Source organism: Novosphingobium sediminis (assembly GCF_007991615.1).
In the GTDB taxonomy this organism is placed as follows: Bacteria; Pseudomonadota; Alphaproteobacteria; order Sphingomonadales; family Sphingomonadaceae; genus Novosphingobium; species Novosphingobium sediminis.
Genome location: NZ_BJYR01000013.1, coordinates 92,123 through 116,971 on the forward strand (window position 1 = coordinate 92,123; position 24,849 = coordinate 116,971).

Here is a 24,849-nt window from a genome sequence, read left to right on the forward strand (position 1 = left end):
TGGCCTAGCAGGGACATCCTAGTCATCTTCGTCGTCGTAACCGGTGAGGGCCAATGCACGGGCTTTGCGCTGGTGCAGCTCGCACCACCGGAGGAGTGCGTCCTCCCGGCCATGGGTGATCCACGTCTCTGCCGGATTCACGTCGGCGATTGTCGTGGTAAGTTCATTCCAATCAGCATGATCCGAAATGACGAGCGGTAGCTCCACCCCCCGTTGGCGCACACGCTGACGAACACCCATCCATCCGCTGGCCATGGCCGTCAGCGGATCGGGCAGGCGTCTGCTCCAGCGATCAGTCAGCGCAGAAGGTGGACAGATGACAATCGCGCCGGCAAGTTCTGTCTTCGGCACGCCCGCAATCGATCTCAGATCCCCTAGCGGTATGCCAAGCGACTCATACAGCCGGCACATCGGTTCCATCGCGCCATGCAGGTAGATTGGCTCATGCCAGCCTGCCGCGCGGAGTTCGGCAATGATCCGCTGCGCCTTTCCCAAGGCGTAGGCTCCCACCAGGACACAGCGGTCCGGGTTGCTCGCGCGGGCGTCCAGCAGCTTCGTAATCTCGGTTCCGATCGGCGGGTGCCGGAAGACGGGCAGGCCGAAGGTAGCTTCGGTGATAAACAAGTCGCAGGAGGTAACCGCAAAAGGCTGGCAAGTCGGGTCGGAGCTCCGTTTGTAATCGCCTGTCACGATCACCCGTTCGCCCGCATGTTCGAGCAGGATCTGCGCCGAGCCGAGTACATGCCCGGCCGGGAGAAAAGTCGCCAAAACGCCCCCGCCGATTGAGATCGGCTCGTGATAGGGTGCAGAGAGGGCACCTTCGGCAACGCCGTAGCGTACCCCCATGATGGCAAGCGTTTCGGCTGTCGCGACGGTTTGGCCATGCCCGCCCCGTGCGTGGTCTGCGTGGCCATGCGTAACCAATGCACGGGCAACGGGGCGCGCAGGATCGATCCAGGCGTCTGCCGGAACGATGCGGATGCCCATAGGGTCCGCTTTGATCCACGTGAAACATCCGGGCATGTACTGACGCATGCCGCGATCGCTGCGTAGTTGCCAGAGACAAAAAGGGCGGAGACCCGAAGGCTCCGCCCTTTGCTTCAATTGGCGCCTGTTTCAGGCCTCGTCGGCGTTCGGCTCCTCAGCCGTGGCCGAACCGCCCTTGCCCTTGCGCGTCTTCTTCTTGACGAGCTTCGGCGCGGCGGGGGTCAATTCGAACGACAATGCAGTCGGCTTGCCTTCCTCTTCCTTGAGGCTGACATGGACTTCGCCGCCGTTGGCCAGCTTGCCAAACAGCAGCTCTTCCGCGAGCGGCTTTTTGACCTTTTCCTGAATGACGCGGCCCATCGGACGCGCACCATAGAGCCGGTCATACCCTTGCTTGGCCAGCCAGGCGCGGGCTTCGCTGTCGAACTGAATATGCACATTCTGCTCGGCCAGCTGCAGTTCAAGCTGCAGGATGAACTTGTCAACCACGCGGCTGACGACTTCGGGCGGCAGGTAGGCGAACGGCACGATCGCATCGAGCCGGTTGCGGAATTCGGGGGTGAACATCTTCTTTACCGCCTCGTCACCAGCATCCGCCTTCGAAACGTCGCCAAAGCCGATACCCTGACGCGCCATGTCGCTGGCGCCGGCATTGGTGGTCATGATCAGCACGACATTGCGGAAGTCGACCGTCTTGCCGTGATGATCGGTAAGACGACCGTTATCCATGACCTGCAGCAGGATGTTGAACAGGTCCGGATGCGCCTTCTCGATTTCGTCGAGCAGCAGCACGCAATGCGGCTGCTGATCGATCGCATCAGTCAGGAGACCTCCCTGATCGAAGCCGACATAGCCCGGAGGCGCACCGATCAGGCGGCTGACCGAATGGCGTTCCATGTATTCGGACATGTCGAAGCGTTGCAGCGGGATGCCCATGATCTGGGCGAGGCTGCGCGCCACTTCGGTCTTGCCGACGCCGGTGGGGCCCGAAAACAGGAACGAGCCGATCGGCTTGTCCGGATCACGCAGGCCCGCGCGGCTGAGCTTCATTGCCGAGGACAGGACTTCGATCGCCTTGTCCTGGCCGAACACCAGCCGCTTCAGGTCGCGGTCGAGATGTTCGAGCACCTTCTTGTCGTCACTCGAGACGGATTTGGGCGGGATGCGCGCCATTGTTGCAATGACCTGCTCGATCTCGCGCGCGGTAATCACCTTCTTGCGCTTCGAGGGCGGCACCAGCATCTGCATCGCGCCGACTTCATCGATCACGTCGATCGCCTTGTCCGGCAGCTTGCGGTCGTTGATATAGCGGGCCGAGAGCTCGACCGCCGTCTTGATCGCATCGGGGGTGTAGCGGACCTTGTGGTGCTCTTCGAAGGCAGTGCGCAGGCCCTTGAGGATCTTGATAGTATCTTCGATCGTCGGCTCGTTCACGTCGATCTTCTGGAAACGGCGCAGCAAGGCGCGGTCCTTCTCGAAGTGATTGCGGAACTCTTTGTAGGTGGTCGAACCGATACAGCGGATCGTCCCGCCCGAGAGTGCAGGCTTGAGCAGGTTCGAGGCATCCATCGCGCCGCCGCTTGTTGCGCCGGCGCCGATTACAGTGTGGATTTCGTCGATGAACAGGATCGCGTGCGGCATCTTCTCGAGCTCCGAGACGACCTGCTTGAGGCGTTCCTCGAAATCGCCGCGATAGCGCGTGCCCGCCAGCAGTGCGCCCATGTCGAGCGAATAGATCACCGCCTCGCTGAGCACCTCGGGCACTTCGCCCTCGACGATCTTGCGCGCGAGGCCTTCCGCAATCGCGGTCTTGCCTACGCCCGGATCGCCCACATAGAGCGGGTTGTTCTTCGAGCGGCGGCACAGGATCTGGATTGTACGATCCACCTCGGGGCCGCGGCCGATCAGCGGGTCGACCTTGCCGTTCAGCGCCTTCTCGTTGAGATTGACGGTGAACTGGTCGAGCGCCGAATCCTTCTTAGCACCCGCTTTGGCTTCGTTTTTCTCTTCCTGCTGGGGCTGAGCCTCTTCGCTGCCCTTGGGGCTGCGGCTCTCAACCTGACGTCCGCCCTTGCCGATCCCGTGGCTGATGAAGCTCACGGCATCGAGTCGGCTCATGTCCTGCTGCTGCAGGAAATAGACCGCATAAGAGTCGCGCTCGGAGAACAGTGCAACCAGCACGTTGGCGCCGGTAACCGTGTCCTTGCCGGAAGACTGGACATGGAGGATGGCGCGCTGGATCACCCGCTGGAAGCCAGCGGTGGGCTGCGGGTCAGCCTTGTCCTGCGTCTTCAGCGATTGATACTCCTGATCGAGATACTGGCGAACCACTTCGCCAAGGTCTCCCAGATCCACGCCGCAGGCTTGCATGACCTGTGCGGCGTCCGGATCGTCGATCAGTGCGAGCAGGAGATGCTCCAGAGTCGCATACTCATGGCTGCGCTCGGATGCATTGCTGAGCGCAGAATGCAGCGTCTTCTCAAGGCTTTGCGCGAAACTGGGCATGACACTTCTTTCTCGTCGACCGTGAGGTGGCCGATCTCGGCTGATTCCCTTGCGGGAGATGAACATGCTTGCGCTTAACCGGGGCTAAACCGAAGCTGCGCAAAAGGGACATCCGGCCGGGCGCAGTGCCCGCCTTGATGACAATATGGGAACGCCGCCCGCCAAGGTGAAGGGCGGCGCAAATCATGATCCACTGCCCTGTGGTGAGGGCGTGCCAAACAGAGCGTCCGCAGCACGGCGATGGGCTGCGGCCTTGTCGCGATGCGCGATGACCCGGGCGATCTCCGCCTCAAGCAAGGACACGCGCTCATCAAGCTCATGGTGCGAAAAACTGTCGAGCGATTCCGAGGCCAGCTGGCTGGCCAGATCGCCTTTCGGGCGCGGGCGCTCATCAAGTTCCATCGCTGTGCACTTTGTGGTTGCTAGAGCCTTGCTGTCAACCGGCTCCGTAGGTACTTGGCGCTGCGAACTGTTTACCAATTCGCGGCGCAATCCAATACCAGACCGCCGCAACGCATCAGGGGGCGTGGCATGAAGCCGGTACCAGCGACAATGACCGCCGTGGGGTTTGATTCTCCAGGTGCGCCAGAAGTGCTGCGGGAGGAAACTTTGCCCGTTCCCGTGCCTGGCGCAGGGCAGGTTCTCCTGCGGGTCGCATATGCTGGGGTCAATCGGCCGGACGTCATCCAGCGACAGGGCTTTTATCCGCCCCCGCCAGGTGCTTCGCCCATTCCCGGTCTGGAAGTTTCAGGGCAGGTCGTCGCGGCAGGTGCTGGCGTCACGACGCCGTTTGTCGGCCAGTTGGTCTGTGCCCTCATCGCAGGCGGCGGATATGCAGAGTATTGTCTTGCCGAAGCGGCCTTGTGCCTGCCCGTTCCCGAGGGCCTGCCGCTCGATCAGGCTGCTGCGCTGCCGGAAACGTTGTTTACGGTTTGGCACAATGTTTTCGAACGCGGTTGGGCGACCGAAGGCGAGCGCGTCCTTGTGCATGGTGGTACCAGCGGAATCGGCACCATGGCGATCCTGCTCGGCAAGCTGTTTGGTCTCGAAGTCATCGTGACCTGTGGCGGGGCGGACAAATGCGCCGCTGCGCTCGCGCTCGGTGCTGCTCATGCGATTAACTACAAAGCCAGTGATTTCGTCGAGGAAGTGGCCCGAATCACCAATGGTGCCGGGGTGCATCTCGTGCTCGACATGGTCGCAGGAGACTACGTCGCTCGGAACCTCAAGTGCCTTGCCGATGACGGCCGACATGTGACCATCGCGGTGCAGGGCGGTGTGCGGGCCGAACTCAATATGGCCGAAGTAATGCGTCGGAGGATTACGCTCACTGGTTCGACTTTGCGGCCTCGGTCCAATGAATTCAAAGGATTGCTTGCAGACGAAATCCATTCAATGGTCTGGCCGCTGGTCGCTGACGGGCTGCTTCGGCCAGTGATGGACATGTCTTTCCCGCTTGCCGAGGCTGCCGCCGCGCATAGCCGGATGGAAGCCGGAGCACATATCGGCAAGATTGTCCTCGTCGCAAATCAATAGGCGTCAGGGCCATCTTCGCAGTCGAATCGATGGGAATGGGCTTGCCGTAGGCAGCCCTCTAGCCTACATCGCGGGCACGATGGCCGCTCCGCAAGGGGCGGCCCTTATTGTTTCCGCTGTCCGGAGGGGCTCCCCTTGAGCAACCAGTCCACCTTTCCACTGATGCCCCATGCCACGGCATCGTGGCTTGTCGACAACACCGCGCTGACCTTCGAGCAGATTGCCGAGTTCTGCGGACTGCACATTCTCGAAGTGCAGGCGATGGCCGATGATCTTGCCGGTGCGAAGTATACCGGCCGCGACCCGGTCCACTCGGGCGAACTGACCCAGAGTGAGATCGAGCGTGGTCAGGCCAACCCAGATTACCGCCTGCGCATGCAGAAGGCGCCGATCTCGGTGAGCCGCACCAAGGGCCCGCGTTATACGCCTGTCTCCAAGCGTCAGGACAAGCCGGACGGCATCGCCTGGATCCTGCGCCATCATCCCGAGATCTCGGATGCGCAGATCGGCAAGCTGATCGGCACCACGCGCAACACGATTGCCGCGATCCGTGATCGCAGCCACTGGAACATCTCGAACATCAACCCGAAGGATCCGGTAACGCTGGGTCTGTGCTCGCAGCGTGAACTCGATGCGCTCGTTGCCAAGGCAGCCAAGCGCGCGGGGATCGAAGAAGACGATACCGCAAACAATCTGCGCCTTGGCAATGACCGCGAGGCCTTGATCGAGGAACTGCGCGCCGAGCGTGAGGCACATGCCAAGGCTGCATCGCAGGCTGCTCAGGAAGCCGAAGCGGCTGCCTGGCTTGAAGCGCGCCGTGCCGAGGGCATTTCGGACAGCTAAATCCGCAACCTTCCAAGCCCTTCCCTGCGTCGGGCATCAGAGATCTGAACCCCTCCCCTCACCGGGAGGGGTTTTCGTTTCAGCTTGCGAGATCGGGCGTCGTATCGCTCGTGGCCGGCTCAAGCCCATGGCTCAGCCGCCCGTCAATATGGGCGCCCTGTTCGATCGTCAGTACGTCGTACTTCACATCGCCGCAGATCCGGGCGGTCTTGACGATCACCAGTTGTCCCACTTCGATACCGCCACGTACTGTCCCCGCCAACCGCGCGGTCTGCGCCCGGATAGCGCCGTGGATGGCGCTCGCTTCGCCCTGAACAAGGCCTGCGCAAGTAATGTCGCCTTCGACATGACCGTCGATGTGCAGCTCTGCGCTCGCGGTGATGTCGCCCTTCACGGCAAGATCGGCGCCCAGGACTGAGAATGTTGGCGTTGCCATGGCGCTACCTGGCCCGGCCGACCGGCTGACCGTGTCCTGCCCCGGTACTGGCTTCTTGGAAAACATGCGGCATCGCCTCCAGAAACGGCCGCGGATCGACCGGACGGTCGGCAATCCGCACTTCGAAATGCAAATGAGGTCCGGTGGAGCGGCCAGTGCTACCGATTGCGCCTATGACACGGCCCGGACCCACGACCTGACCAACGCGGGCCACGATCCGCGACATGTGTGCGTAGCGGGTTAGCAAACCATTGCCGTGGCTGATCTCTACGCAGTTGCCGTAGCCCTGTTTCACGCCGGTAAAGCTGACCGTGCCTGCCGCCGCCGCGAGGATGGGGGCACCGATGGGCCCGCGGAAATCTAGGCCGGCATGGAAAGCGCCGCCCCCGGTGAAGGGATCGACCCGGTAGCCGAACCCGCTCGAGATATAATCAAGGCTGGCCGGGAGCGTATTCGGGATGCGCACCAGCGCCTGCTCCATCGCACTCATCCGCGCAAGGCTGGCGCCGAAGCGGGCGAACCGGGGATCAAGCTTGTTGTCCGGACCGGTGGCCATCGGGATCAGCGGGCCTCCCATCGCGCTGCGGTCCGAAGGCGCCACGGTGCGGGGGTTCAGGCCAAGGCGCCGCATGGCCATTTCCGCGCGCGCTGAACGCATATCCGCATAGCGTGTTAGCGTCTCGATAAACGCAAGTTGCTGGGCCTCGACCTGCGCCAAGCCAGTCGCTTCAGGCAGGATCATCGAGATTTTGCGGACTGTCTTGCTGGCTTCTTCGGTGCTGTCTGAAACCGAGCCGGACGGCAGTGTCCGGGGAAGCGGACCGATTGCGCCCTGTACGCTCTTTTCGATGAAGTCCTGACGTTTCGCGAGATCGCTTGCGACTGATCCCAAGCTGGATCGATACCTCGTGACGCGGCTCTCCGCGGTTGCGACGGCGGCCTCACGTTCCAGTAGCGAGGCCTGATTGTAGACTGCGAGAGCCTGGCTGACGACCATCCAGCCCATCATCAGCACCCATACCAGGACGGCCGCCGCAATCGCGCCCGCAACGCGCATCTGCAGCTGCGCGGAAACACGGATGAAACGCACGTGCCCATTTGAGCGCATGAAGAATTCGCGGTCGGGGAACCAGCTGCGAACCCGCTCGACAAGCGCTCGCCACCGGGACGACGGGCGACCGCCATCATCCGGCGGACCCGCCTTGGACCGAGTTGTTACTGGTAAGATAGCGACCCCCGTCCCTATTCGCTGTGACGACGCCTTGTGGGAGCGAGCCCCTTAGTCATGGCGGGCACCGCGGTCGAATCCGCAACGTACCGGGCAGGATGAATCGTGCTCTTCCGTAGACGAGCCGTGCAGATCTATAACGATGTGCCACTGCTGCGACCGGATCCCAGCCGGGTAAGCGCCAGGGGTTAGCGACTCGGCCGCGATCCCGAGGCTCGCGCCATTCGGGCTGACAGGTTTGGTCCATGATGTTATGGGCGCCCCATGAACGCCCTTGCTTCACCCCAGCGTGCCACCGATCACCTCGCTCATGATGGAGCTGTGATCGATGTGCCGGCGCTTGTGCAGGGCCTTGCCCGCGCAGGCCGCGCTGCACAGCGTGCGCTCGCCACGATGCCGTCAGAAGCGCGCGCTCAGGCGCTTCGACTCGGTGCTGCAGCGATACGGCGATCTTCGCCTGCGATTCTGGAAGCGAATGGCCAGGATGTTGCCGATGGCAAGGCAGCAGGCCTGTCAGCGGCTATGTTAGACCGGTTGCGGCTTGATTCTGCGCGGATCGAGGCAATGGCAGCGGCAGTCGATCAAGTTGCCGAACTTGGCGATCCGGTCGGCCAGATCATCGACGAAACCCTGCGACCCAACGGCATGGTCCTGCGCCGCGTGCGGGTGCCGATCGGCCTGATCGGCATCATTTATGAAAGCCGTCCCAACGTTACCGCCGATGCTGCCGCGCTTTGCGTTCGTTCGGGCAACGCGGCTCTCCTGAGGGGCGGTAGCGAGGCCGCGCGATCCAACCGCGCGATCCACACAGCGTTGGTCGAAGGTCTCGTCGAAGGCGGTGTGCCTGCCGAAGTCGTCCAACTCATGCCAACGCAGGACCGCGCGGCGGTGGGTGCAATGCTGGCGGCTGGCGGACTGATCGACATGATCGTGCCGCGCGGCGGCAAGAGCCTTGTCGCCCGTGTTCAAGCCGATGCGCGCGTTCCTGTGCTCGCGCATCTCGATGGCATCAATCATACCTACATTGACCGGTGTGCGGATCCAGCGATGGCACGAGACATCGCGCTCAACGCCAAGATGCGCCGGACTGGCATATGCGGGGCGATGGAAACTCTGCTGGTCGACGCCCAGTTTTCAGACCCTCACGGTCTTGTCGCGCCGCTGCTTGAGGCCGGTTGTGAATTGCGCGGCGATGCGCGGGCCTGCGCGATCGATCCCCGGATCAAGCCTGCCGAGGCATCGGACTGGGACACCGAGTACCTCGACGCCGTACTTTCGGTTGCCGTCGTCGATGGACTCGATGGCGCACTGGCCCACATCGCCCGGCACGCCTCCGGTCACACAGACGCCATCGTGACGGACGATGATGCCGCCGCTGCGCGTTTCCTGTCGGAAGTCGACAGCGCGATCGTGATCCACAACGCCTCCAGTCAATTCGCCGATGGCGGCGAGTTCGGGCTCGGCGCCGAGATCGGTATTGCCACCGGGCGGCTCCATGCTCGCGGGCCGGTCGCGCTGGAAGGCCTTACCACCTACAAGTGGCTTGTTCTCGGCTCCGGGCAGATCCGCCCCTGAGACCTGTGCTCACCGGTCTGCTTGGCGGGAGCTTCAACCCTGCACACGGCGGGCACCGGCGGATCAGCCTTTTTGCCCGCGAGGCGCTGGCGCTTGATGAGGTGTGGTGGCTCGTTTCTCCTGGCAACGTGCTCAAGCCTGCCGCTGGTATGGCGCCGCTCGATGCCCGCTTCGCCTCAGCCCGAAAGGCGGCACGTGGCGCGCCAATCCGGGTAACGGCTGTCGAGACCAATCTCGGCACCCGCTACACCATAGATACGCTACGCAAGCTCAAGCGCCGCTACCCGAAGCGCCGCTTCATCTGGCTGATGGGGACCGACAATCTCGCGCAGTTCCATCGCTGGCGGGGCTGGCGAAAAATCGCACGCGAGATGCCGATTGCTGTTGTCGCCCGTCCGGGGTATGATGCGAGTGCCTTGGCGAGCCCCGCCATGGCGTGGCTGCGCCGCTGGCGCCGGCAGCACAGTCAGAATTTCACCGGCGCAAACTGGAGCGCCCCGGCGCTGGTCATCTTGCGCTTTGACCCCGATGCCCGCTCTGCAACGGCCCTCCGTGCAGCAGATCCCGAATGGCATTGCCGCGCTCCAATCTTGCATCAGCGCGATATGTTGACCCATCGGCCGATTACGACCTCCGCAGGGATGGGGCCGCGTTGAACGTCTTTCCGCTCCCGAATGCCCGATCTTTCGGGTGGCAGCGGCCCACGCACTTTCACTCAGGAACATTGAATTTTCAGCTATGGAGACCATCTACACACCCATGACAAGCCCACAGCCCTTGCCGGTTGATGCCGGCATCGCCTCCGGTTCTGCGGCCGCTGCGCCCGGATCGGTGCTCGAACTGGTCCTGCGATCGCTTGATGACGATCAGGCGCAAGAGGTCGTCACGATCCCGCTCGAGGGCAAAAGCTCGGTGGCAGATCATATGGTGATCGCCTCGGGTCGCTCGACCCGGCAGGTTGCCTCGATGGCGCAGAAGCTTGCCGAGCGTATCAAGCAGGGTGGTTTCGGCCATGTGCGGATCGAAGGTCTTCCTGCTGCGGACTGGGTGCTGATCGATGCAGGTGACATCGTCGTCCACCTGTTCCGCCCGGAAGTACGCAGCTTCTACAATCTAGAGCGGATGTGGGCCTTCGGAGACCAAGGCGCGGCCTGAAACCAAGCCGCCCTCCACAGGTCCGGAAGCGCGGGGATTCATTGCGCCGTCGTTCTGGGCTAGGGCATGACCATGCTGCTCCACGTGATTGCCCGCGGAAAGATTGGCCGCTCGCCCGAAGCCGAACTGGTTGAGCGCTACGCGCGCCGGATCAGCTGGGGCTTCAAGGTGACCGAACTGCCGGATCGTGGCGGTGTGATCCCTGTCCCGACCGCGACGCCTGTGCGCACCGTGGCGCTCGACGAGCGGGGCAAGCAACTGGCATCAACAGCTTTCGCCGAGATTTTGGGGCGCTGGCGTGATGACGGCGTGCGCGAGACGCGTTTCCTGATTGGTGCTGCGGACGGGCATGACGCGCCGCTCAGGGATGGTGCCGATCTGCTGCTGGCCTTCGGGGCCGCGACATGGCCGCACATGCTGGCGCGGGCCATGCTTGCGGAACAGCTATGGCGGGCCACCAGCATCCTTTCCGGCCACCCCTACCATCGCGATGGCTGAGGCAATGACGTCACGCCTCGCGCTGGTTGCCATGACCTTGGCGCTTGCCGGCCTCGCTGGCTTGCAGAGCTTTGCGCAGGATGCGCCATTCGAAAGCACCGATCAGGCCGGTGAAGCCTTGCAGAGGGCCACGCGCGCGTTGGCGGAAGCCCAGAAGCGCGGCGATGCGCTTGAGGAGGCGGCACGGCGCGCAACCGCCGCGGCTGAACGCACTGCTAGCGAGGCTGCAGCCGTTGCTGCGCGAATCCAGCAGTCCGAAGCGGAAATCGCGATCGCGCAGGCAAGCGTGCGCGAGATCGACCGGCAGCGTGCTGCCCTGCGCCTCCGGATTGCGCAGCGCCAAGAACCGGTGGTGCGCCTGACCGCCGCACTGCAATTGATGTCGCGCCGTCCGCTCGTATTCAGCCTTATGCGCGCCGACTCGCTGCGTGAGACTGTCTATCTCCGCGCCGTGCTTGAGACGATGCTCCCGGAGGTCCAGCGCCGGACGGCTGGCCTGCGCTCGGAAATCGTTCGCGGGCGGCAGTTGCAAGACAAGGCACGCCGCGCTGCCGCGACGCTCAAGGCAAGCGAGGAGGGGCTCAATCTCCGGCGGCAGCAGCTCGTCGCGGTCGAAAGCCGCCAGCGGATCGCATCCCGCAGTGCGCAGGGCGTTGCCAGCCGTGAGGCTGATCGCGCCTTGGCCCTTGCAGAAGACACCCGCGATATAGCGGCGCTCATGGAACGCCTTCAGGCCGATGGCACCTTGCGCACTCAGCTTGCTGCCTTGCCGGGACCTGTTCCGCGTCCCGACCGACCGGGTTCGATGCTGGTTGTCGACGAGAACGCACCCGCCGGGCCTGCCACAGGCAGCCTCTCATGGATCATGCCGGTCAGCGGCCGGATCGTCAGCGGCTTCGGCGATGCGACCGGTGCCTCGCGTTCGATCGGTGTCACCCTTGCTCCAGCGGCTGGCGCGCAGATAGTCGCTCCTGCGGCAGGCCGTGTGGCCTTTGCCGGCGACTACCGCGGCTTCGGACGCATCGTCATCATCGATCATGACGATGGCTGGACCTCGCTGATCACCAACCTCGGCCGCCTAGACGTAGGCGTCTCTGCTAAAGTGCTGCAGGGATCGCCGCTGGGCCTGGCTGGGCCTGGTCGCCCCACTGTGACGATCGAGCTGCGCAAGGATGGAACGCCGGTCAATCCACTCGGCCTGATCGGGCCGTGATTGCCCTTTCTGCATGGCGCCGGCCCATCTGGCGTTAATCGTCGCGGCTCTATACAAGCAAGTTCAAGGCGATGCCCTTCCTGCCGAAAGACGATCATGGCGTTCAAGTTTGTTCCCTTGCTGCGTGCCGCTGCGCTGGTCAGCGCCGTTGCGCTCATTCCGGCATCCACCGCCGGCCTTGCCGCCGTCGATGCGCGCACGGGGCCGGAGTTCAGCAAGCTCCTTGCGGTCTACGAGCGGATCAAGACGAGCTATGTCGAGCCGGTTGACGACGACAAACTGATCAAGGGCGCAATCAACGGCATGCTCGCCGCGCTCGATCCGCACAGTTCCTACCTCGATGCCCGCGATTTCGAGAACCTGCGCACGCAGACGGACGGCTCCTATGGCGGGCTTGGCCTTTCGGTCACCATGGACGACGGTGCGGTCAAGGTGATTGCCCCCACCAAGGGCAGCCCGGCTGATGCCGCAGGCGTCAAGGCCGGCGACTACATCACGCACATCAATGGCAAGCTGATCTATGGGGGCACGCTCGATGAAGCGGTCGACCAGATGCGCGGTCCTCCGGGCACTGCGATCAGCCTCACCTTGTTCCGCTCGGGCCGGGACGAGCCGATCGAGGTAAAGATCACCCGCCAGATCATCGAGTTGAAGCCGGTCGACTGGAAGGTCGAAGGCAACGTGGGCGTGATCTCGGTTTCGAGCTTCAGCGCCAATGTCGGCAGTGAAGCGCTTGACGCGTTCAAGCAGATCAAGGCCAAGACTGGCGGCCGGATCACCGGGCTGGTGCTCGACTTGCGCGGCAATCCGGGCGGTCTGCTCGATCAGGCCGTCGCACTGTCGGACCTGTTCCTCGACCATGGCGTGATCGTCTCGCAGCGCGGCCGCTATGCGCGCGACAGCGAAACCTACAGCGCCGAATCGATGACCCCGGGCGACATCGCCAAGGGCATTCCGATGGTCGTGCTGATCAACGAAGGCTCGGCCTCGGCCTCCGAGATTGTCGCCGGCGCCCTGCAGGATCAGCACCGTGCGGTGCTGATGGGCCAGCGCAGCTTCGGCAAGGGCAGCGTGCAGACGCTGATGCCGCTCACCCGCGACACCGCGCTCAAGCTTACGACGGCGCGCTACTACACGCCGTCGGGTCGCTCGGTGCAGGAAGGCGGGATCGATCCGGATATCGCAGTGCCGCAGATTTCGGACCCCGACCTGCGCAAGCGTGCTCAACGGTTCTACCGTGAGAGCGACTTGCGCGGGCATCTGATCAACGAGATCAAGGACGACAAGGATCTCGAAAGGGACAAGGTCCAGGATCCGCGCTTCAAAATGACGCCTGAGGAACTCAAGGCCAAGGGCATCGACGACTTCCAACTCTACTATGCGCTGCAGACGCTGGGGCGGACGGCCCCTCAGGCGCTGGCGGCCCGCAAGCGCTGATCTCATGGTGAAGTCGGTCAATACCGCGGCGCAAGGCGCCTATCTGCTGGCACTCGCAGTGCCCGGCGCCCTCATCGCCGCTGTCTATGTCGCGCAGTATGGCTTCGGCCTCGCACCGTGCGACATGTGCTGGTGGCAGCGCTATCCTCACTTCGCCGCAATCGCGCTCGCTCTTGGCGGCCTCGCCACAAGGGGGACCCGGCTCGGCAACGCGCTCGTCATGCTCGCCGCGCTTGCCATTGGGATAAGTGGTGTGATCGGGGCTTTCCATGCAGGCGTCGAGTATGGCTGGTGGCAGGGGCCGACTGCGTGCTCGTCGACGAGCCTCGGCAGCGACCCATTGGCGTCGATCATGAATGCCCCATTGATCCGGTGCGACACGCCCGCTTGGACCTTGTTCGGGATCAGCCTCGCCGGTTTCAATTTCCTGATTTCGGTATCGAGTGCGGCGCTGATCCTCTTGCTTCTCGGCCGCCGCAGCAAGGGACTTGGACGATGACTGAAACGCGCGAAGCGATGCTGCGGGTCAATCAGGCTGGCGAGTTCGGAGCGATCCGTATCTATGCCGGGCAGCTGGCTGTCATGGGCGACCGCACCGCGATCTCGGGCGAGATCGCGACGATGGCGCAGCAGGAAGCGGCGCACCGCGAACGCTTTGATGCCCTTCTGGTGAAACGCGGGGTGCGCCCCACTGCGCTGCAGCCGCTGTGGTCGGCCGCTGGTTTCGCGCTCGGCGCAGCCACCGCGCTGATCGGTCCCGAGGCGGCAATGGCCTGCACTGCCGCCATCGAGACCGAGATCGACCGGCACTACACCGAACAACTCGAACAACTCGGCGACGAAGATCCGGAACTGGCAGGTATGATCCGCGAGTTTCGTGATGACGAGCGCGAACATCGCGATACGGCGCTGGCCTCCGGGGCGGAACGAGCCCCCGCCTATCCGCTGCTGTTCAACGCGATCCGCATGGGTTGCCGCGTGGCGATTGCGGTTTCAAAGCGGATCTGATGAGCAGTGCTTGATCCATCGCAAGGTGCTGACTTCAGCTATCGTTCACGAGGTTGAGGCCTTATATCACTTGGAATGCCCCCCAACTGGAGCCTGCCTGCGATGAAGCGTCGTTCTGCTGCCGCCTTTGCCTCTGCAACGGCACTTATCGCGCTGCTTTGCGCGCCTCTTCCGGCGGCCGCGCAGTCTGAGGACAGTCCGCCCGAGAAGATCAACCAGCTGATCGTTTATGGTGACGACCCCTGCCCCGCATCGACCGATGGTTCGATCACGGTCTGCGCCCGCAAGGACGAATCCGAGCGGTTCCGCATTCCCAAGCCGCTCCGTGACAATCCGAACGATTCGGTCAACCAGGGCTGGACGCAGCGGGTGAAGGCCTATGAGACCGTCGGCGCATTTGGCACCAACTCGTGTTCGCCGGTCGGCGCCGGCGGCGCCACTGGATGCATGTCGCAGCTGATCAACAGCGCTTACGCCGAGAAGAAGCAGAGCAGCGATGTCCAGTTCGGCAAGCTGATCGAAGAAGAGCGGGCCAAGCGGCTCAAGACTATCGATGCCGATACGGCGGCCGAGCAGGCCCGGGTCGAGGTGCTCGAAAAGGAATACGAGGCCAAGCTAAAGCGCGAGCGCGACGGCGAGGCCAAACCGGCTGCGCAAGCGACGCCCGCGCCTGACGCCCCGTTGACCACGCCGCCCCAGCCCTAAGCATCAGCCCTCGGCATCAGCCAAGCGCGATATCCGGCGCATCTTCCTGCTTCATGCCGACGGTGTGATAGCCGGAATCGACGTGGTGCACTTCGCCCGTCACGCCGGACGACAGGTCGGAAAGCAGGTAGAGACCGGCACCGCCAACGTCGTCGATCGTTACATTGCGACGTAGTGGCGCATTGAGTTCGTTCCACTTCAGGATGTAGCGGAAGTCACCAATCCCGCTTGCTGCGAGCGTCTTGATCGGGCCGGCGGATAGCGCGTTGACGCGGATGCCCTGTGGTCCGCAATCGTTGGCGAGATAGCGCACACTTGCTTCAAGCGCGGCCTTGGCAACGCCCATCACGTTGTAGTGCGGCACAACCTTTTCGGCGCCATAGTAGGTCAGAGTGACGATCGAGCCGCCGCCGCTCTTCACGCCGTTCTCGTCTTCCACCTGCGGCATCATGGCAGCGGCGCGGCGGGTTACGGCGACCATGCTGTAGACCGAGATGTTCATGGTCATCAGAAAGTTGTCGAGCGACGTATCCATGAACTTCCCGCGCAGTTCGGTCTTGTCCGAAAAGCCGATAGCGTGGACAAGGAAGTCGATCGTAGGCCAACGCGCGGCCAGCGCATCGAAGGCGGTATCGAGTGCCGCCATGTCCGAAACGTCGCATTCGATGAGGAAATCGCTGCCGAGGCTGGCAGCAAGTGGACGCACGCGCTTCTCCAGCGCTTCGCCCTGATAGGAGAAGGCAAGCTCCGCGCCCTGCTCGTGCAGCTTGCGGGCAATCCCCCATGCGAGCGACTTGTCATTCGCAAGGCCCATGATCAGGCCGCGCTTTCCTTCCATAAGTCCTGTCATGCGACCTCTTGCTTCACTCATCCTGTTGTTGCGTGCGGGCTTTCGCTGCGCGGGCCCGATTATCGGCCTGCCCAACCAGATCCTGCTCTTCCGGCGTTTCCGTCAAAGCAGCGTTGAGTTCGGCTCCGATCACCATCCCTAGGCCAATCAGCCAAAAAAAGAAAAGCGTGATCATCACGCCGGCAAGGCTTCCGTAGGTCAGGTCATAAAGGAACAGGTACTTGAGCAGCTTGGGCAGCGCCGTGGTGACGGCCAGCCACCACAGCGTGACAAAGAGCGCGCCCGGCCATTTCGGGTAGATTCTGGCGCTATAGGCGCCTGGTGTGAGCGAGATGAACAGCAGCCACAGCGAACCGAACAGCACGAGTGCAGGAATGAAGCGCGTCAACGCCAGCGTGGCGATCAGGCTGGTCGCCTGGGGCAGGAAGGTGGTGACGGTCTCCATTATCGTACCGATGACAACCTGTGCCGCAATCGACAGCAGGATGAGGATGACCGACGCGATGATCAGTCCCGTCGACATCAGGCGGTAGCGCCAGAATCCATGGGTAATCCGCGTGCCATAGGCACGGCGCAGGATATCGCGGATTGTCTCGACAAGACTACCCACGGTCCAGAGGCCGACGACGCCGCCGATCCACAAGAGCCCGCCGGTTCGCGCCTCGATAACCGCATGCGCGACAGGAGAAAGCACATTGGCGACCACTGGTGGCAGCGCCGCAAGCACTGTGTTGACCGCCGCCGTCCGGTCATTCGCCTCACCCACGAGTGAAAACAGTGCGGCGCCGGTGATGAAGAAGGGGAACAGCGCGATCAGCACCATGTAGGCGAAGTTGCCGGCATGAATGGTGCCGTCGTGGATCACCCCGGTCCACACGCGGCGGAGCACTTCGACCGAGCGGAGTTGCAGAGCACGGCGGGCACCCGCGCCCGCCAGCCCTGGCCGCTGCGCCAGCGCCGCACGCCTTCTTGCTTCAGGCGAAAGATCGTTCACCGAATGGATTGCTCGGCGGGGCCGACTGGCGTCCGCGCAGGGGCGTCGCCAGCCATGGCCCTAGATTGCGAACCTGGCGCGCAAGTCGCGGCTGTCGCTCCACCCCTCAAGCCGTGCCTTGAGATCGGGATCTTCGGCAGGCACATCCACCAGCAAGGTCACCAGTTGGTCCCCGCGTTCTCCATTCTTGCGCGTGAAACCGCGGCCTTTGAGGCGGAGTATCTTGCCGCTGCTGCTTCCCGGGGCCACGGTCATCATCACTGGGCCTTCGACCGTCGGAATCCGCACCTTGGCACCCTCGACTGCCTCGTTCAGGCTGATCGGCACCTCGAGCAGGATGTTATCGCCATCTCGCTCGAAATAGGGGCTGGGTGTGATCTCGATGGTGATGATGGCGTCACCATAGCCTCCTGGCCCCTGTTCGCCTTTGCCGCCAAGGCGGACCTGCTGGCCGTCGACGAGACCGGGCGGCAACTTGAGGTCGATCGTCTTGCCATCGGCAAGGGTCACGCGCTGTGGTTCGCGGCGGGCCGCTTCATTGAAGGGCACCTTGAGCGTGTAAGTGACATTGGCGCCGCGTGGGGCTGGGCGCCGGCGCGCGCCAGCGCCCGCACCGCCGCCCATCCCGCCGCGCCCGCCGAACAGACCCTCGAAGATATCGCCGAGATCTATGCCTTCACTGCCCGCGCTATCACCAAAGCCTTCGAAGCCGTCGTGGCGATAGCCGCGCTGGGCGCCGGCAAAACCTCCGCCTGCACCGCCACCGAAACCGAACGGGCCGGTCGGATTGCCCTCGGCGTCGATCTCGCCGCGGTCGAACCGCGCGCGCTTGTCCTTGTCGGACAGCAGGTCATACGCTTGCGTCACTTCCGCAAAGCGCTCTGCCGCATTGGGCTTTCCGGCATTGCGATCGGGGTGCAATTCCTTTGCCAACGCGCGATAGGCGGACTTGATGTCCTTTTCGCTCGCTGTGCGCGGTACACCCAGAATGGAATAAGGATCTGCCATACGCTCTAGCTAGGGTCGCGCCGGCTTACCCGCAAGGCTCGCTTTGCACCGGGGTTGCACTGGGCTAGGGCGAAACGCGACGCATCACTTGCAGTCTGTAATGGACAGGACCCCAGCCGTGGCCACCGAAACGAACGAAGACGCCATTCCTGCGGCCGATCCCTTCGCCATTTTTGAGGCGTGGTTCGCCGAGGCGAAGGGCAGCGAGCCCAACGACCCGAATGCCATGGCCTTGGCCACAGCGACGCCGGGGGCGGCACCTTCGGTGCGCATGGTCCTGCTCAAGGGGCATGGGCCAGATGGCTTTGTGTTCTATACCAACTTCGAAAGCCGGAAGGGCGGAGAACTCGCAGCAAATCCGCAGGTCGCCCTACTGTTCCACTGGAAAAGTCTGCGCCGTCAGGTGCGTGTTGAAGGCACGATCATGGAAGTCACGCCCGCCGAAGCGGATGTCTATTTCGCCAGCCGCCATCCCGAATCGCGGCTTGGCTCGGCGGCGTCGGACCAATCCCGTCCGTTGCCCTCGCGCGAGATCTACATGGAGCGAGTGGCAGCACTGCGGGCGCAACATCCCGATGGTTCCGTGCCGCGCCCGGCGCATTGGTCAGGCTACCGAGTGACACCCCATGCGATCGAGTTCTGGCAGGACCGCGACTACCGCCTCCACGAACGCCGCCGATTCACCCGGATCGGCCAAGGTGAGTGGACCAGTTCGCTGCTCTATCCCTGAGCAATAGCGAGGCTTCAGAATGGACATGACCCGCAGCCCCGATCACAGCGATCTCAATCGCCGGGCGGCCTATGCCAGCATTGCTGTCGCGACGCTGCTGCTGGGGATGAAGGGTTATGCGGCTTTCACCACCGGCTCCACGTCGATGTTGGGCAGCCTCGCAGATACCGCGCTTGATCTGGTTGCCAGCCTTGCCACGCTGCTCGGGGTCTGGATCGGCGCGCAGCCAGCCGATGCCAATCACCGCTTCGGTCATGGCAAGGCCGAAGCGCTCGCCGCAATGTTTCAGGTCGTGCTCATCTCGCTCTCCGCGCTCGGGCTTGCCTGGCGCGCAATCGATGAGTTTCTTGGCGGCGGACGCCCGGCTGATGCGGAAGCCGGCATGGTGGTGTCCCTCGTGGCCATCGCCGCGACATTCCTTCTGCTCGGCTATCAGCGCCGGGTGATCCGGACGACTGGAAGCCTCGCGATCGCCACCGACAACCTGCATTACTCATCGGACCTCGTGCTCAACCTGGCCGTGATCGCGGCGCTCGCGCTCGATCATTGGCTTGGTCTTGCCGGCGCGGATGCGGCATTTGCGTTCGGCATCGCGCTCTGGCTCGGCTGGGGCGCATGGGGGGCGTCGCAGGCATCGATCGAGCAGTTGATGGATCACGAATGGCCGCTCGAGAAGCGCGAACGGTTTCTGGCGGTCGTTGCCCAGCACCCCGAACTCAAGGGCCTGCACGACCTGCGCACCCGCACCAGTGGCAACCGTGATTTCGTGCAGTTCCACGTCTGGGTCGATGGGCGAATGACGGTGACCGAAGCGCACCGCGTGATGGACGAGATCGAGGCGAAGCTGCTTGAAGCGTTTCCCGGCGTCGAGATTTTGATCCATCCGGACCCCGATGGCCATGTCGACGAAGCGGCGCTTGGGCCCGAAGACCTGCTTGCCCCGGCGGCCGATGGCACCAGTCCCGCGCTACTGGCACAGGGTGCGCCTGCCCGGCGCTGACAGCCTAGCTGGCGCGCGGAAACAGCGCGACAAGCTCACCCAGGCGCTTCGTCACCGGATCGAGCTGATCTTCCTGGGTTTTCCCGAGGCGCACGACCACCAGTTGCCGTGATGGTGAGACCAGCACGTACTGGCCGAGGTGGCCAAGGCACGCGAACAAGTCGCGCGGACCTTGCTCCGGGAAAAGGGAAGGCTTGCCGGTCGTTGGTGTCCGGTTGAGCCAGATCTGCGCGCCGTACTGCGCCTCGCGCGGAGAAGGGGTGACCATGAAATCGATCCACTGGCGCGGAACCAACTGCGCACCCGCCACGGCGCCTCTATTGCGCAGGAACTCTCCGAAGCGCGCCCAGTCGCGGGCCGTGCCGTGGATGAGACTACCCCCGATCAGCGTGCCTGACGCATCGAATTCCGGAATCATCGAGTGCATGCCGACTGGATCAAACAAGCGGGTGCGCAAGTACTCCGCCACAGCACGGCGGCGGCTTTCGGGGTCCGGTGCGGGCGAGAGCACGCGCGCGGCAAGATCCGCGAGGATGACACTTGTGGCGGTCGAATAGACCCACTTCCGGCCCGGTTCGTGTTGCAGCGGCTGGTCCTCGGCGTAGCGCGCCATCGCGTCGCGTCCGTCAAGGAACAGCATGCGCACTTCATCGGATTTCCATGGCGGCGATATGGCTTCGGCATGTCGCAATCCGGAGCGCATCTGCAGCAACTGGCGCAATGTGATCTCGCCTCGCGGATCACCCGGACGCTGCCATGCCGGGATCGGTGCCGGCTCGTCCAGCCGCAGACGGCCATCCGAGATCAGCATGCCGATCATCACGCCGGTGATCGATTTGGCCATCGACCAGCTCACGAAGCGGGTGTTCTCATGATACCCTGGCGCATAGCGCTCCGCAATCACGCGCCCACCCTGCATCACGATCACCGACCGCGTTTCTGAGGCGTCCTTTTCGCTGAACAGCGCGTCGACCCGGCGCGCGAGTTCATCACGCGGGACGCCGGGATTGGCCGAAACTGCCTTCAGGGCTTGCGCTGAAACCGGCGGCGGAGCGGGCGGTGCAGCAGGGCTGCATCCGAACAGGGCTGGCACAAGCGCGAGCGGGGCGATAAGGGCAAGGGAACGTCGGGCCATCAGGCGGCCAGCTTTTCTCCAGATCGACCCCGCATGGCAATGGCCAAACCATTACGTTCCCCCGAACCGGTTCCTTCCTCCACGCAGCCGCGGCGGCGTTACGTGCGCTGGGGCCTTGTCCTGATCGCCGTCCTGATCGGTGCCGGGGCTTTCGCCTGGCCGCAACTGCAGGGCTATGCGCTCACCGGGACCGCCTATGGCGCGCGTGTCGCCTGCTCCTGCCGCTTTGTCGGCGGCAGGCCGCTGGGTGATTGCCGCAAGGATTTCGAACCGGGGATGGACCTCATCACCCTTTCGGAAGATACCGCAGCGCACAGCGTGACCGCGCGCTTTCCGCTGATCGCAAGTCAGACGGCAACTTATCGCGAAGGTTGGGGCTGCGTGCTCGAACCGTGGAGCAATTGACCGCCTAGGCGCTCTCGACCCATGGCGAAGTCTGCTCGATCCAGCCGCCACCGACGACCCTGTCGCCATCATAGATCACTGCTGCTTGCCCCGGAGCGACGCCGTATTCCGGCTGCGGGAAGCGGATCGTGCATGCCGCGCCTTCACCGATCGAGCCTTCTATCGTTACCGGCACGGGCTTCGCCAGCGAACGCACCTTGGCAGTCAGCGATCCGCCTTGCGGCAGCGCGCCGATGCGATTGGTTTCGACGAGACGCGCCGCACCGACGGCCAGCATGGCCTTGGGCCCGACCATCACGCGGCGCCCCGGCGCGTCTAGTTCGGTCACGTAGAGCGGTTCTGCCTGTCCTCCGATTTCCAGCCCGCGCCGCTGGCCCACCGTGTAGTGGATAACGCCGCGATGCGTGCCCAGAACGGCCCCTGTCGCGGCATGGACGATCTCGCCAGGGGCGGCGCCTTCCGGCCGGATCTTGGTGACGATGGCCGCATAGTCGCCGTCCGGTACGAAGCAAATGTCCTGGCTGTCGGGCTTGGTCGCAACGCCAAGGCCCAGTGCTGCGGCCATCGCGCGGACTTCGGGCTTGGGCAGGCCGCCCAGCGGGAAGCGCAGGAAGTCCAGTTGCTCTTCTGTTGTGCCATAGAGAAAGTAGGACTGATCGCGCGCCGGATCGATCGCGCGGTGGAGTTGCGGCCCCCCCGCTGTCTCGATCCGCCTTACGTAGTGGCCGGTGGCGAGGCAGTCCGCACCAAGATCGCGGGCCATAGTCAGCAGGTCGGTAAACTTCGGCCCCATGTTGCAGCGGATGCACGGGATCGGAGTCCGCCCGGCCATGTAGTCATCGGCAAATCGTTCGACGACTTCCTCGCGGAAGCGCGATTCATGGTCGAACACGTAGTGCGCGATGCCCAGACGGTCGGCCACGGCGCGCGCGTCACGTATGTCGTCGCCGGCGCAGCAGGCGCCCTTGCGGCCGGTTGCGGCGCCGAAGTCATAGAGCTGCAGGGTTACGCCGATCACCTCCGCACCACTCGCGGCGGCGAGGCCAGCGACCACGGAGCTGTCGACGCCCCCGGACATGGCAACGACGATTCGGTTCGGCGTTTTTCTTTCCGGTAGAGAAAAAAGTTCAGCAGCCTCACGCTCGCTCAGCGGAAGCGAATTCGTCGTCTCAGACTCGATTCCAATCCCGCAGGACGTTCCATTTGTGCCCAAGTTGCTTTGCATTCCGGCCCCATAGGCTCTTTCCGGGTCAAGCGGCAGATCAAAAAAATGGATCCTCGGTGGTGGACGGGCCCTCCAAAAACCTAACTCTTGGTGAAGGGCGGGTTTACCCTCCTTTATAGGACCGTGGGCTAGAGACCTGGTCATGGAGATGAGATTTTCCGATTCATGGCCGCAGGTCCCGGGCGATTCGTCCCGCGGGTTGCGCCCGCTCGGCTGGAGCGAACTCTGCGCTCGGCTTGTTGCGGCGCATGACACGCGAGGCGTGCTTCCGGGGACAGCGCCGGGGCTGGTGCTGGCCACCAGCGCCGGTTTGGATGGCGGCACGACCGGACCTCACGGGGGGAGGGGGTTCAGCTTCCATGAATCGGCTGCAGTGTTGCTCCGGAGCGTTGAAAAGGAGGCTGAAGATCTTGTTAACCCCGCCTCTTTAGCGAATGGAAATGACGTGAGAGGCACAGACGGTGTCGTTCCTGAAGTCGCCCCGCAACGTCGACCAGACGAGAATTGACATGATTGAAAATCAGAAAATCAAGCCGTCGCAAGTGATTGGCCCCCTTGGGGAGCCACTGACCCTCGACAGTCTGCCGCCGCCTTCGACCACCCGCTGGGTTGTTCGCCGCAAGGCCGAGGTTGTTGCAGCAGTCAATGGCGGTCTCCTCACGATCGATGAGGTATGTGAGCGCTATAGCCTCACGTTGGAAGAGTTCGCTTCGTGGCAGCGAGCGGTCGATCGGTCTGGCATGCAGGGTCTGCGCGTGACGCGCATCCAGCACTACCGTGATCTCTACGAGCGCCAGCTCAAGTTCTGACACGCCGGCGCCAGATGGCGCCAGCACCCATGCTGCAGAGGCCGTCCCGAAAAACGGGGCGGCCTTTGCTTTTTCTGCTTGCCCGAAGAGGTCGATGTCACAACCTGTTTCAGGTTGCATCCTCGCCACGATGGAATCATTTGTTCATGCGCTTCGTCGAGCCGCAATTGTCACTCGTCGGATGCATGGCTAAGACTATGATTGCGTGCGGCACAGCGCGGGTTCGCGCGCTTGCGGGAAGTGATATAGTCATATAATACACTTCCGCCCGGGTGGGGATCGGCCCCCATACCGGATGTTCGGCGCCCGACCGGGACTAAGGCACGTGAACGACATGAATTATGAAACGAAAATCAGATCCGGGCTGCAGCCCGCCATGGACCCGGATGTGGGCGATGGTGATTTCGGTTCTACAGGAGGCGGACAACGCCGCCTGGTAGTTGTGGCCGTGCTGATTGTCGCAGCGCTCGGCCTCGGCTGGTATTTCATGCACAAGTCGCCAGCGGCGACGGATGCGGCTTCGGCGCGCAACGCACAAGCTCAGTCGGTGAGCGTCATCACGCCCGGCCGCAGCAGCGTGACGGGAACGATTACTGCCAGCGGTGCAATCGCGGCGCGGCGCGAAATGCCGGTCGGCATCGCCGGTGAGGGCGGACGTGTCGTCAGCGTGCTGGTCGATGCGGGCGACTGGGTGCGCGCAGGACAGGTTCTTGCCGTGGTCGATCGCTCGGTGCAGGCGCAGCAGATTGCCGGCCAGGCCGCGAACATCGAAGTGCAGCGTGCCAACGCGCGGATCGCACAGTCCAATCTCGATCGTGCGCTCCAGTTGGTCGAGCGCGGGTTCATTTCGAAGGCTGATGTCGATCGCCTGACTGCGACGCGCGATGCCGCCGTTGCGCAAGTGCGCGTTGCGGGTGCTGCTCTCGACCAGTTGCGGGCCAGCACCGCGCGACTCAACATCGTTGCCCCGGCGGCAGGTCTGGTGCTCACCCGCGGGGTGGAGCCGGGCCAGATTGTCAGTCCCGGTAGCGGCGTGCTGTTCCGTATTGCCAAGGACGGGCAGCTTGAAATGCAGGCACGTCTCGCGGAGAATGATCTCGCGCGGCTTTCGGTCGGCCAGTCAGCTGAAGTTACCCCGGTTGGTACCAATCAGCCATTCATCGGCCAGATCTGGCAACTTTCGCCTACGATTGATGCGCAAACGCGTGAAGGTATCGCGCGGATCGCGCTGGCTTATGATCGCGCCTTGCGTCCCGGTGGCTTTGCCAGCGCGCAGATCCGCAGCGGTTCGGTCACGGCGCCGATGCTGCCTGAATCGGCCATTCTTTCCGACCAGCAGGGTGCATTCGTCTATGTGGTCGACCAGAACAACAAGGTGGTGCGCCGCAGTGTGAAGACGGGTGACGTGACCGCGCAGGGCATCGTGATCGCCGACGGTCTTGCCGGCAATGAGCGGGTCGTCCTGCGCGCCGGCGGCTTCCTCAACCCGGGAGATGTCGTTCGCCCGGTGACCGCCAACGCTCCGACTCCCACGACCAGTCCCGGCTCGTAAGCGAAGGCCGCGCAC

At 63.5% G+C, this 24,849-nt stretch carries 26 protein-coding genes; 16 read left to right on the forward strand and 10 right to left on the reverse strand.

Annotation, left to right across the window (positions count from 1 at the left end; translation table 11 throughout):
• Nucleotides 1-18: 18 nt before the first annotated feature.
• The 3 genes from NSE01_RS10245 to NSE01_RS10255 form a co-directional block, all read right to left on the reverse strand.
• Nucleotides 19-1,023, reverse strand: a complete 1,005-nt coding sequence (locus tag NSE01_RS10245) for a ligase-associated DNA damage response exonuclease (protein WP_147159647.1) — start codon at nt 1,021-1,023, stop codon at nt 19-21.
• Between the two features lie 93 nt (nt 1,024-1,116).
• Nucleotides 1,117-3,492, reverse strand: a complete 2,376-nt coding sequence (gene clpA / locus NSE01_RS10250) for an ATP-dependent Clp protease ATP-binding subunit ClpA (protein WP_147159496.1) — start codon at nt 3,490-3,492, stop codon at nt 1,117-1,119.
• 183 nt (nt 3,493-3,675) lie between these two features.
• The gene (locus NSE01_RS10255) at nt 3,676-3,894 is read right to left on the reverse strand and encodes a DUF1192 family protein (RefSeq protein ID WP_147159497.1); all 219 of its coding nucleotides are present in this window, start codon (nt 3,892-3,894) and stop codon (nt 3,676-3,678) included.
• 150 nt (nt 3,895-4,044) lie between these two features.
• Between NSE01_RS10255 and NSE01_RS10260 the strand changes: the two genes are divergently transcribed.
• The gene (locus NSE01_RS10260) at nt 4,045-5,028 is read left to right on the forward strand and encodes an NAD(P)H-quinone oxidoreductase (protein WP_246135145.1); all 984 of its coding nucleotides are present in this window, start codon (nt 4,045-4,047) and stop codon (nt 5,026-5,028) included.
• 162 nt (nt 5,029-5,190) lie between these two features.
• Nucleotides 5,191-5,871: a DUF1013 domain-containing protein gene (locus NSE01_RS10265; protein ID WP_174812031.1), complete on the forward strand. Its 681-nt coding sequence runs from the start codon at nt 5,191-5,193 to the stop codon at nt 5,869-5,871.
• Nucleotides 5,872-5,950: 79 nt separating this feature from the next.
• Here NSE01_RS10265 and NSE01_RS10270 read toward each other — a convergent pair whose 3' ends face one another.
• On the reverse strand, nt 5,951-6,307 hold the full coding sequence (locus NSE01_RS10270) for a bactofilin family protein (protein ID WP_147159499.1): 357 nt from the start codon (nt 6,305-6,307) through the stop codon (nt 5,951-5,953).
• Between the two features lie 4 nt (nt 6,308-6,311).
• Nucleotides 6,312-7,397, reverse strand: a complete 1,086-nt coding sequence (locus NSE01_RS10275) for a M23 family metallopeptidase (protein WP_246135146.1) — start codon at nt 7,395-7,397, stop codon at nt 6,312-6,314.
• 402 nt (nt 7,398-7,799) lie between these two features.
• On the opposite strand from NSE01_RS10275, the gene NSE01_RS10280 reads away from it, so the two are divergent.
• The 9 genes from NSE01_RS10280 to NSE01_RS10320 all read left to right on the forward strand — a co-directional run bounded on the left by NSE01_RS10280 (nt 7,800) and on the right by NSE01_RS10320 (nt 15,126).
• Complete coding sequence (locus NSE01_RS10280) at nt 7,800-9,110, forward strand: glutamate-5-semialdehyde dehydrogenase (protein WP_147159501.1); 1,311 nt, start codon at nt 7,800-7,802, stop codon at nt 9,108-9,110.
• Nucleotides 9,107-9,766: a nicotinate-nucleotide adenylyltransferase gene (locus NSE01_RS10285; RefSeq protein ID WP_371863210.1), complete on the forward strand. Its 660-nt coding sequence runs from the start codon at nt 9,107-9,109 to the stop codon at nt 9,764-9,766. The genes NSE01_RS10280 and NSE01_RS10285 overlap by 4 nt, the downstream gene beginning before the upstream one ends.
• 103 nt (nt 9,767-9,869) lie before the next feature.
• Complete coding sequence (gene rsfS, locus NSE01_RS10290; protein WP_147159503.1) at nt 9,870-10,265, forward strand: ribosome silencing factor; 396 nt, start codon at nt 9,870-9,872, stop codon at nt 10,263-10,265.
• Nucleotides 10,266-10,337: 72 nt separating this feature from the next.
• Complete coding sequence (locus tag NSE01_RS10295; RefSeq protein WP_147159649.1) at nt 10,338-10,763, forward strand: 23S rRNA (pseudouridine(1915)-N(3))-methyltransferase RlmH; 426 nt, start codon at nt 10,338-10,340, stop codon at nt 10,761-10,763.
• A 4-nt stretch (nt 10,764-10,767) separates the two neighbouring features.
• Nucleotides 10,768-11,976 (forward strand): murein hydrolase activator EnvC family protein, encoded by a 1,209-nt coding sequence (locus tag NSE01_RS10300; RefSeq protein WP_147159504.1) that lies wholly within the window; start codon nt 10,768-10,770, stop codon nt 11,974-11,976.
• A 96-nt stretch (nt 11,977-12,072) separates the two neighbouring features.
• Nucleotides 12,073-13,413, forward strand: a complete 1,341-nt coding sequence (locus tag NSE01_RS10305) for a S41 family peptidase (RefSeq protein WP_147159505.1) — start codon at nt 12,073-12,075, stop codon at nt 13,411-13,413.
• A 4-nt stretch (nt 13,414-13,417) separates the two neighbouring features.
• Nucleotides 13,418-13,912: a disulfide bond formation protein B gene (locus NSE01_RS10310; protein WP_147159506.1), complete on the forward strand. Its 495-nt coding sequence runs from the start codon at nt 13,418-13,420 to the stop codon at nt 13,910-13,912.
• Entirely contained in the window at nt 13,909-14,421 is a 513-nt protein-coding gene (locus NSE01_RS10315) for a demethoxyubiquinone hydroxylase family protein (RefSeq protein WP_147159507.1), read from the forward strand. The genes NSE01_RS10310 and NSE01_RS10315 overlap by 4 nt, the downstream gene beginning before the upstream one ends.
• A 102-nt stretch (nt 14,422-14,523) precedes the next feature.
• Nucleotides 14,524-15,126 (forward strand): hypothetical protein, encoded by a 603-nt coding sequence (locus NSE01_RS10320; protein WP_147159508.1) that lies wholly within the window; start codon nt 14,524-14,526, stop codon nt 15,124-15,126.
• A gap of 16 nt (nt 15,127-15,142) precedes the next feature.
• Here the strand turns inward: NSE01_RS10320 and fabI are convergent, their stop codons facing one another.
• From fabI to NSE01_RS10335, 3 genes are read right to left on the reverse strand one after another with little or no spacing between them, the layout of a single operon-like run.
• Nucleotides 15,143-15,976 carry an enoyl-ACP reductase FabI gene (gene fabI / locus NSE01_RS10325; RefSeq protein ID WP_147159509.1) on the reverse strand — a complete coding sequence of 278 codons (834 nt, stop codon included), beginning with the start codon at nt 15,974-15,976 and terminating at the stop codon, nt 15,143-15,145.
• 13 nt (nt 15,977-15,989) lie between these two features.
• Nucleotides 15,990-16,970, reverse strand: coding sequence for a YihY/virulence factor BrkB family protein (locus NSE01_RS10330; protein ID WP_147159510.1), 981 nt, complete (start codon nt 16,968-16,970; stop codon nt 15,990-15,992).
• Between the two features lie 60 nt (nt 16,971-17,030).
• Complete coding sequence (locus NSE01_RS10335; RefSeq protein WP_147159511.1) at nt 17,031-17,978, reverse strand: DnaJ C-terminal domain-containing protein; 948 nt, start codon at nt 17,976-17,978, stop codon at nt 17,031-17,033.
• Between the two features lie 100 nt (nt 17,979-18,078).
• On the opposite strand from NSE01_RS10335, the gene pdxH reads away from it, so the two are divergent.
• Both pdxH and NSE01_RS10345 read left to right on the forward strand, forming a co-directional pair.
• Complete coding sequence (gene pdxH, locus NSE01_RS10340) at nt 18,079-18,708, forward strand: pyridoxamine 5'-phosphate oxidase (RefSeq protein ID WP_147159512.1); 630 nt, start codon at nt 18,079-18,081, stop codon at nt 18,706-18,708.
• Between the two features lie 19 nt (nt 18,709-18,727).
• The gene (locus NSE01_RS10345) at nt 18,728-19,708 is read left to right on the forward strand and encodes a cation diffusion facilitator family transporter (RefSeq protein WP_147159513.1); all 981 of its coding nucleotides are present in this window, start codon (nt 18,728-18,730) and stop codon (nt 19,706-19,708) included.
• A 4-nt stretch (nt 19,709-19,712) separates the two neighbouring features.
• Here NSE01_RS10345 and NSE01_RS10350 read toward each other — a convergent pair whose 3' ends face one another.
• Nucleotides 19,713-20,843 (reverse strand): serine hydrolase domain-containing protein, encoded by a 1,131-nt coding sequence (locus NSE01_RS10350; protein ID WP_147159514.1) that lies wholly within the window; start codon nt 20,841-20,843, stop codon nt 19,713-19,715.
• 102 nt (nt 20,844-20,945) lie between these two features.
• On the opposite strand from NSE01_RS10350, the gene NSE01_RS10355 reads away from it, so the two are divergent.
• Nucleotides 20,946-21,248 carry a hypothetical protein gene (locus NSE01_RS10355; protein WP_246135149.1) on the forward strand — a complete coding sequence of 101 codons (303 nt, stop codon included), beginning with the start codon at nt 20,946-20,948 and terminating at the stop codon, nt 21,246-21,248.
• Between the two features lie 4 nt (nt 21,249-21,252).
• Here NSE01_RS10355 and mnmA read toward each other — a convergent pair whose 3' ends face one another.
• Nucleotides 21,253-22,398, reverse strand: a complete 1,146-nt coding sequence (gene mnmA / locus NSE01_RS10360) for a tRNA 2-thiouridine(34) synthase MnmA (protein ID WP_371863211.1) — start codon at nt 22,396-22,398, stop codon at nt 21,253-21,255.
• A gap of 584 nt (nt 22,399-22,982) precedes the next feature.
• On the opposite strand from mnmA, the gene sciP reads away from it, so the two are divergent.
• Together sciP and NSE01_RS10370 are read left to right on the forward strand one after the other, a co-directional pair.
• On the forward strand, nt 22,983-23,282 hold the full coding sequence (gene sciP, locus NSE01_RS10365) for a CtrA inhibitor SciP (protein ID WP_147159651.1): 300 nt from the start codon (nt 22,983-22,985) through the stop codon (nt 23,280-23,282).
• Between the two features lie 334 nt (nt 23,283-23,616).
• Complete coding sequence (locus NSE01_RS10370; RefSeq protein WP_147159652.1) at nt 23,617-24,834, forward strand: efflux RND transporter periplasmic adaptor subunit; 1,218 nt, start codon at nt 23,617-23,619, stop codon at nt 24,832-24,834.
• Nucleotides 24,835-24,849 lie beyond the last annotated feature (15 nt).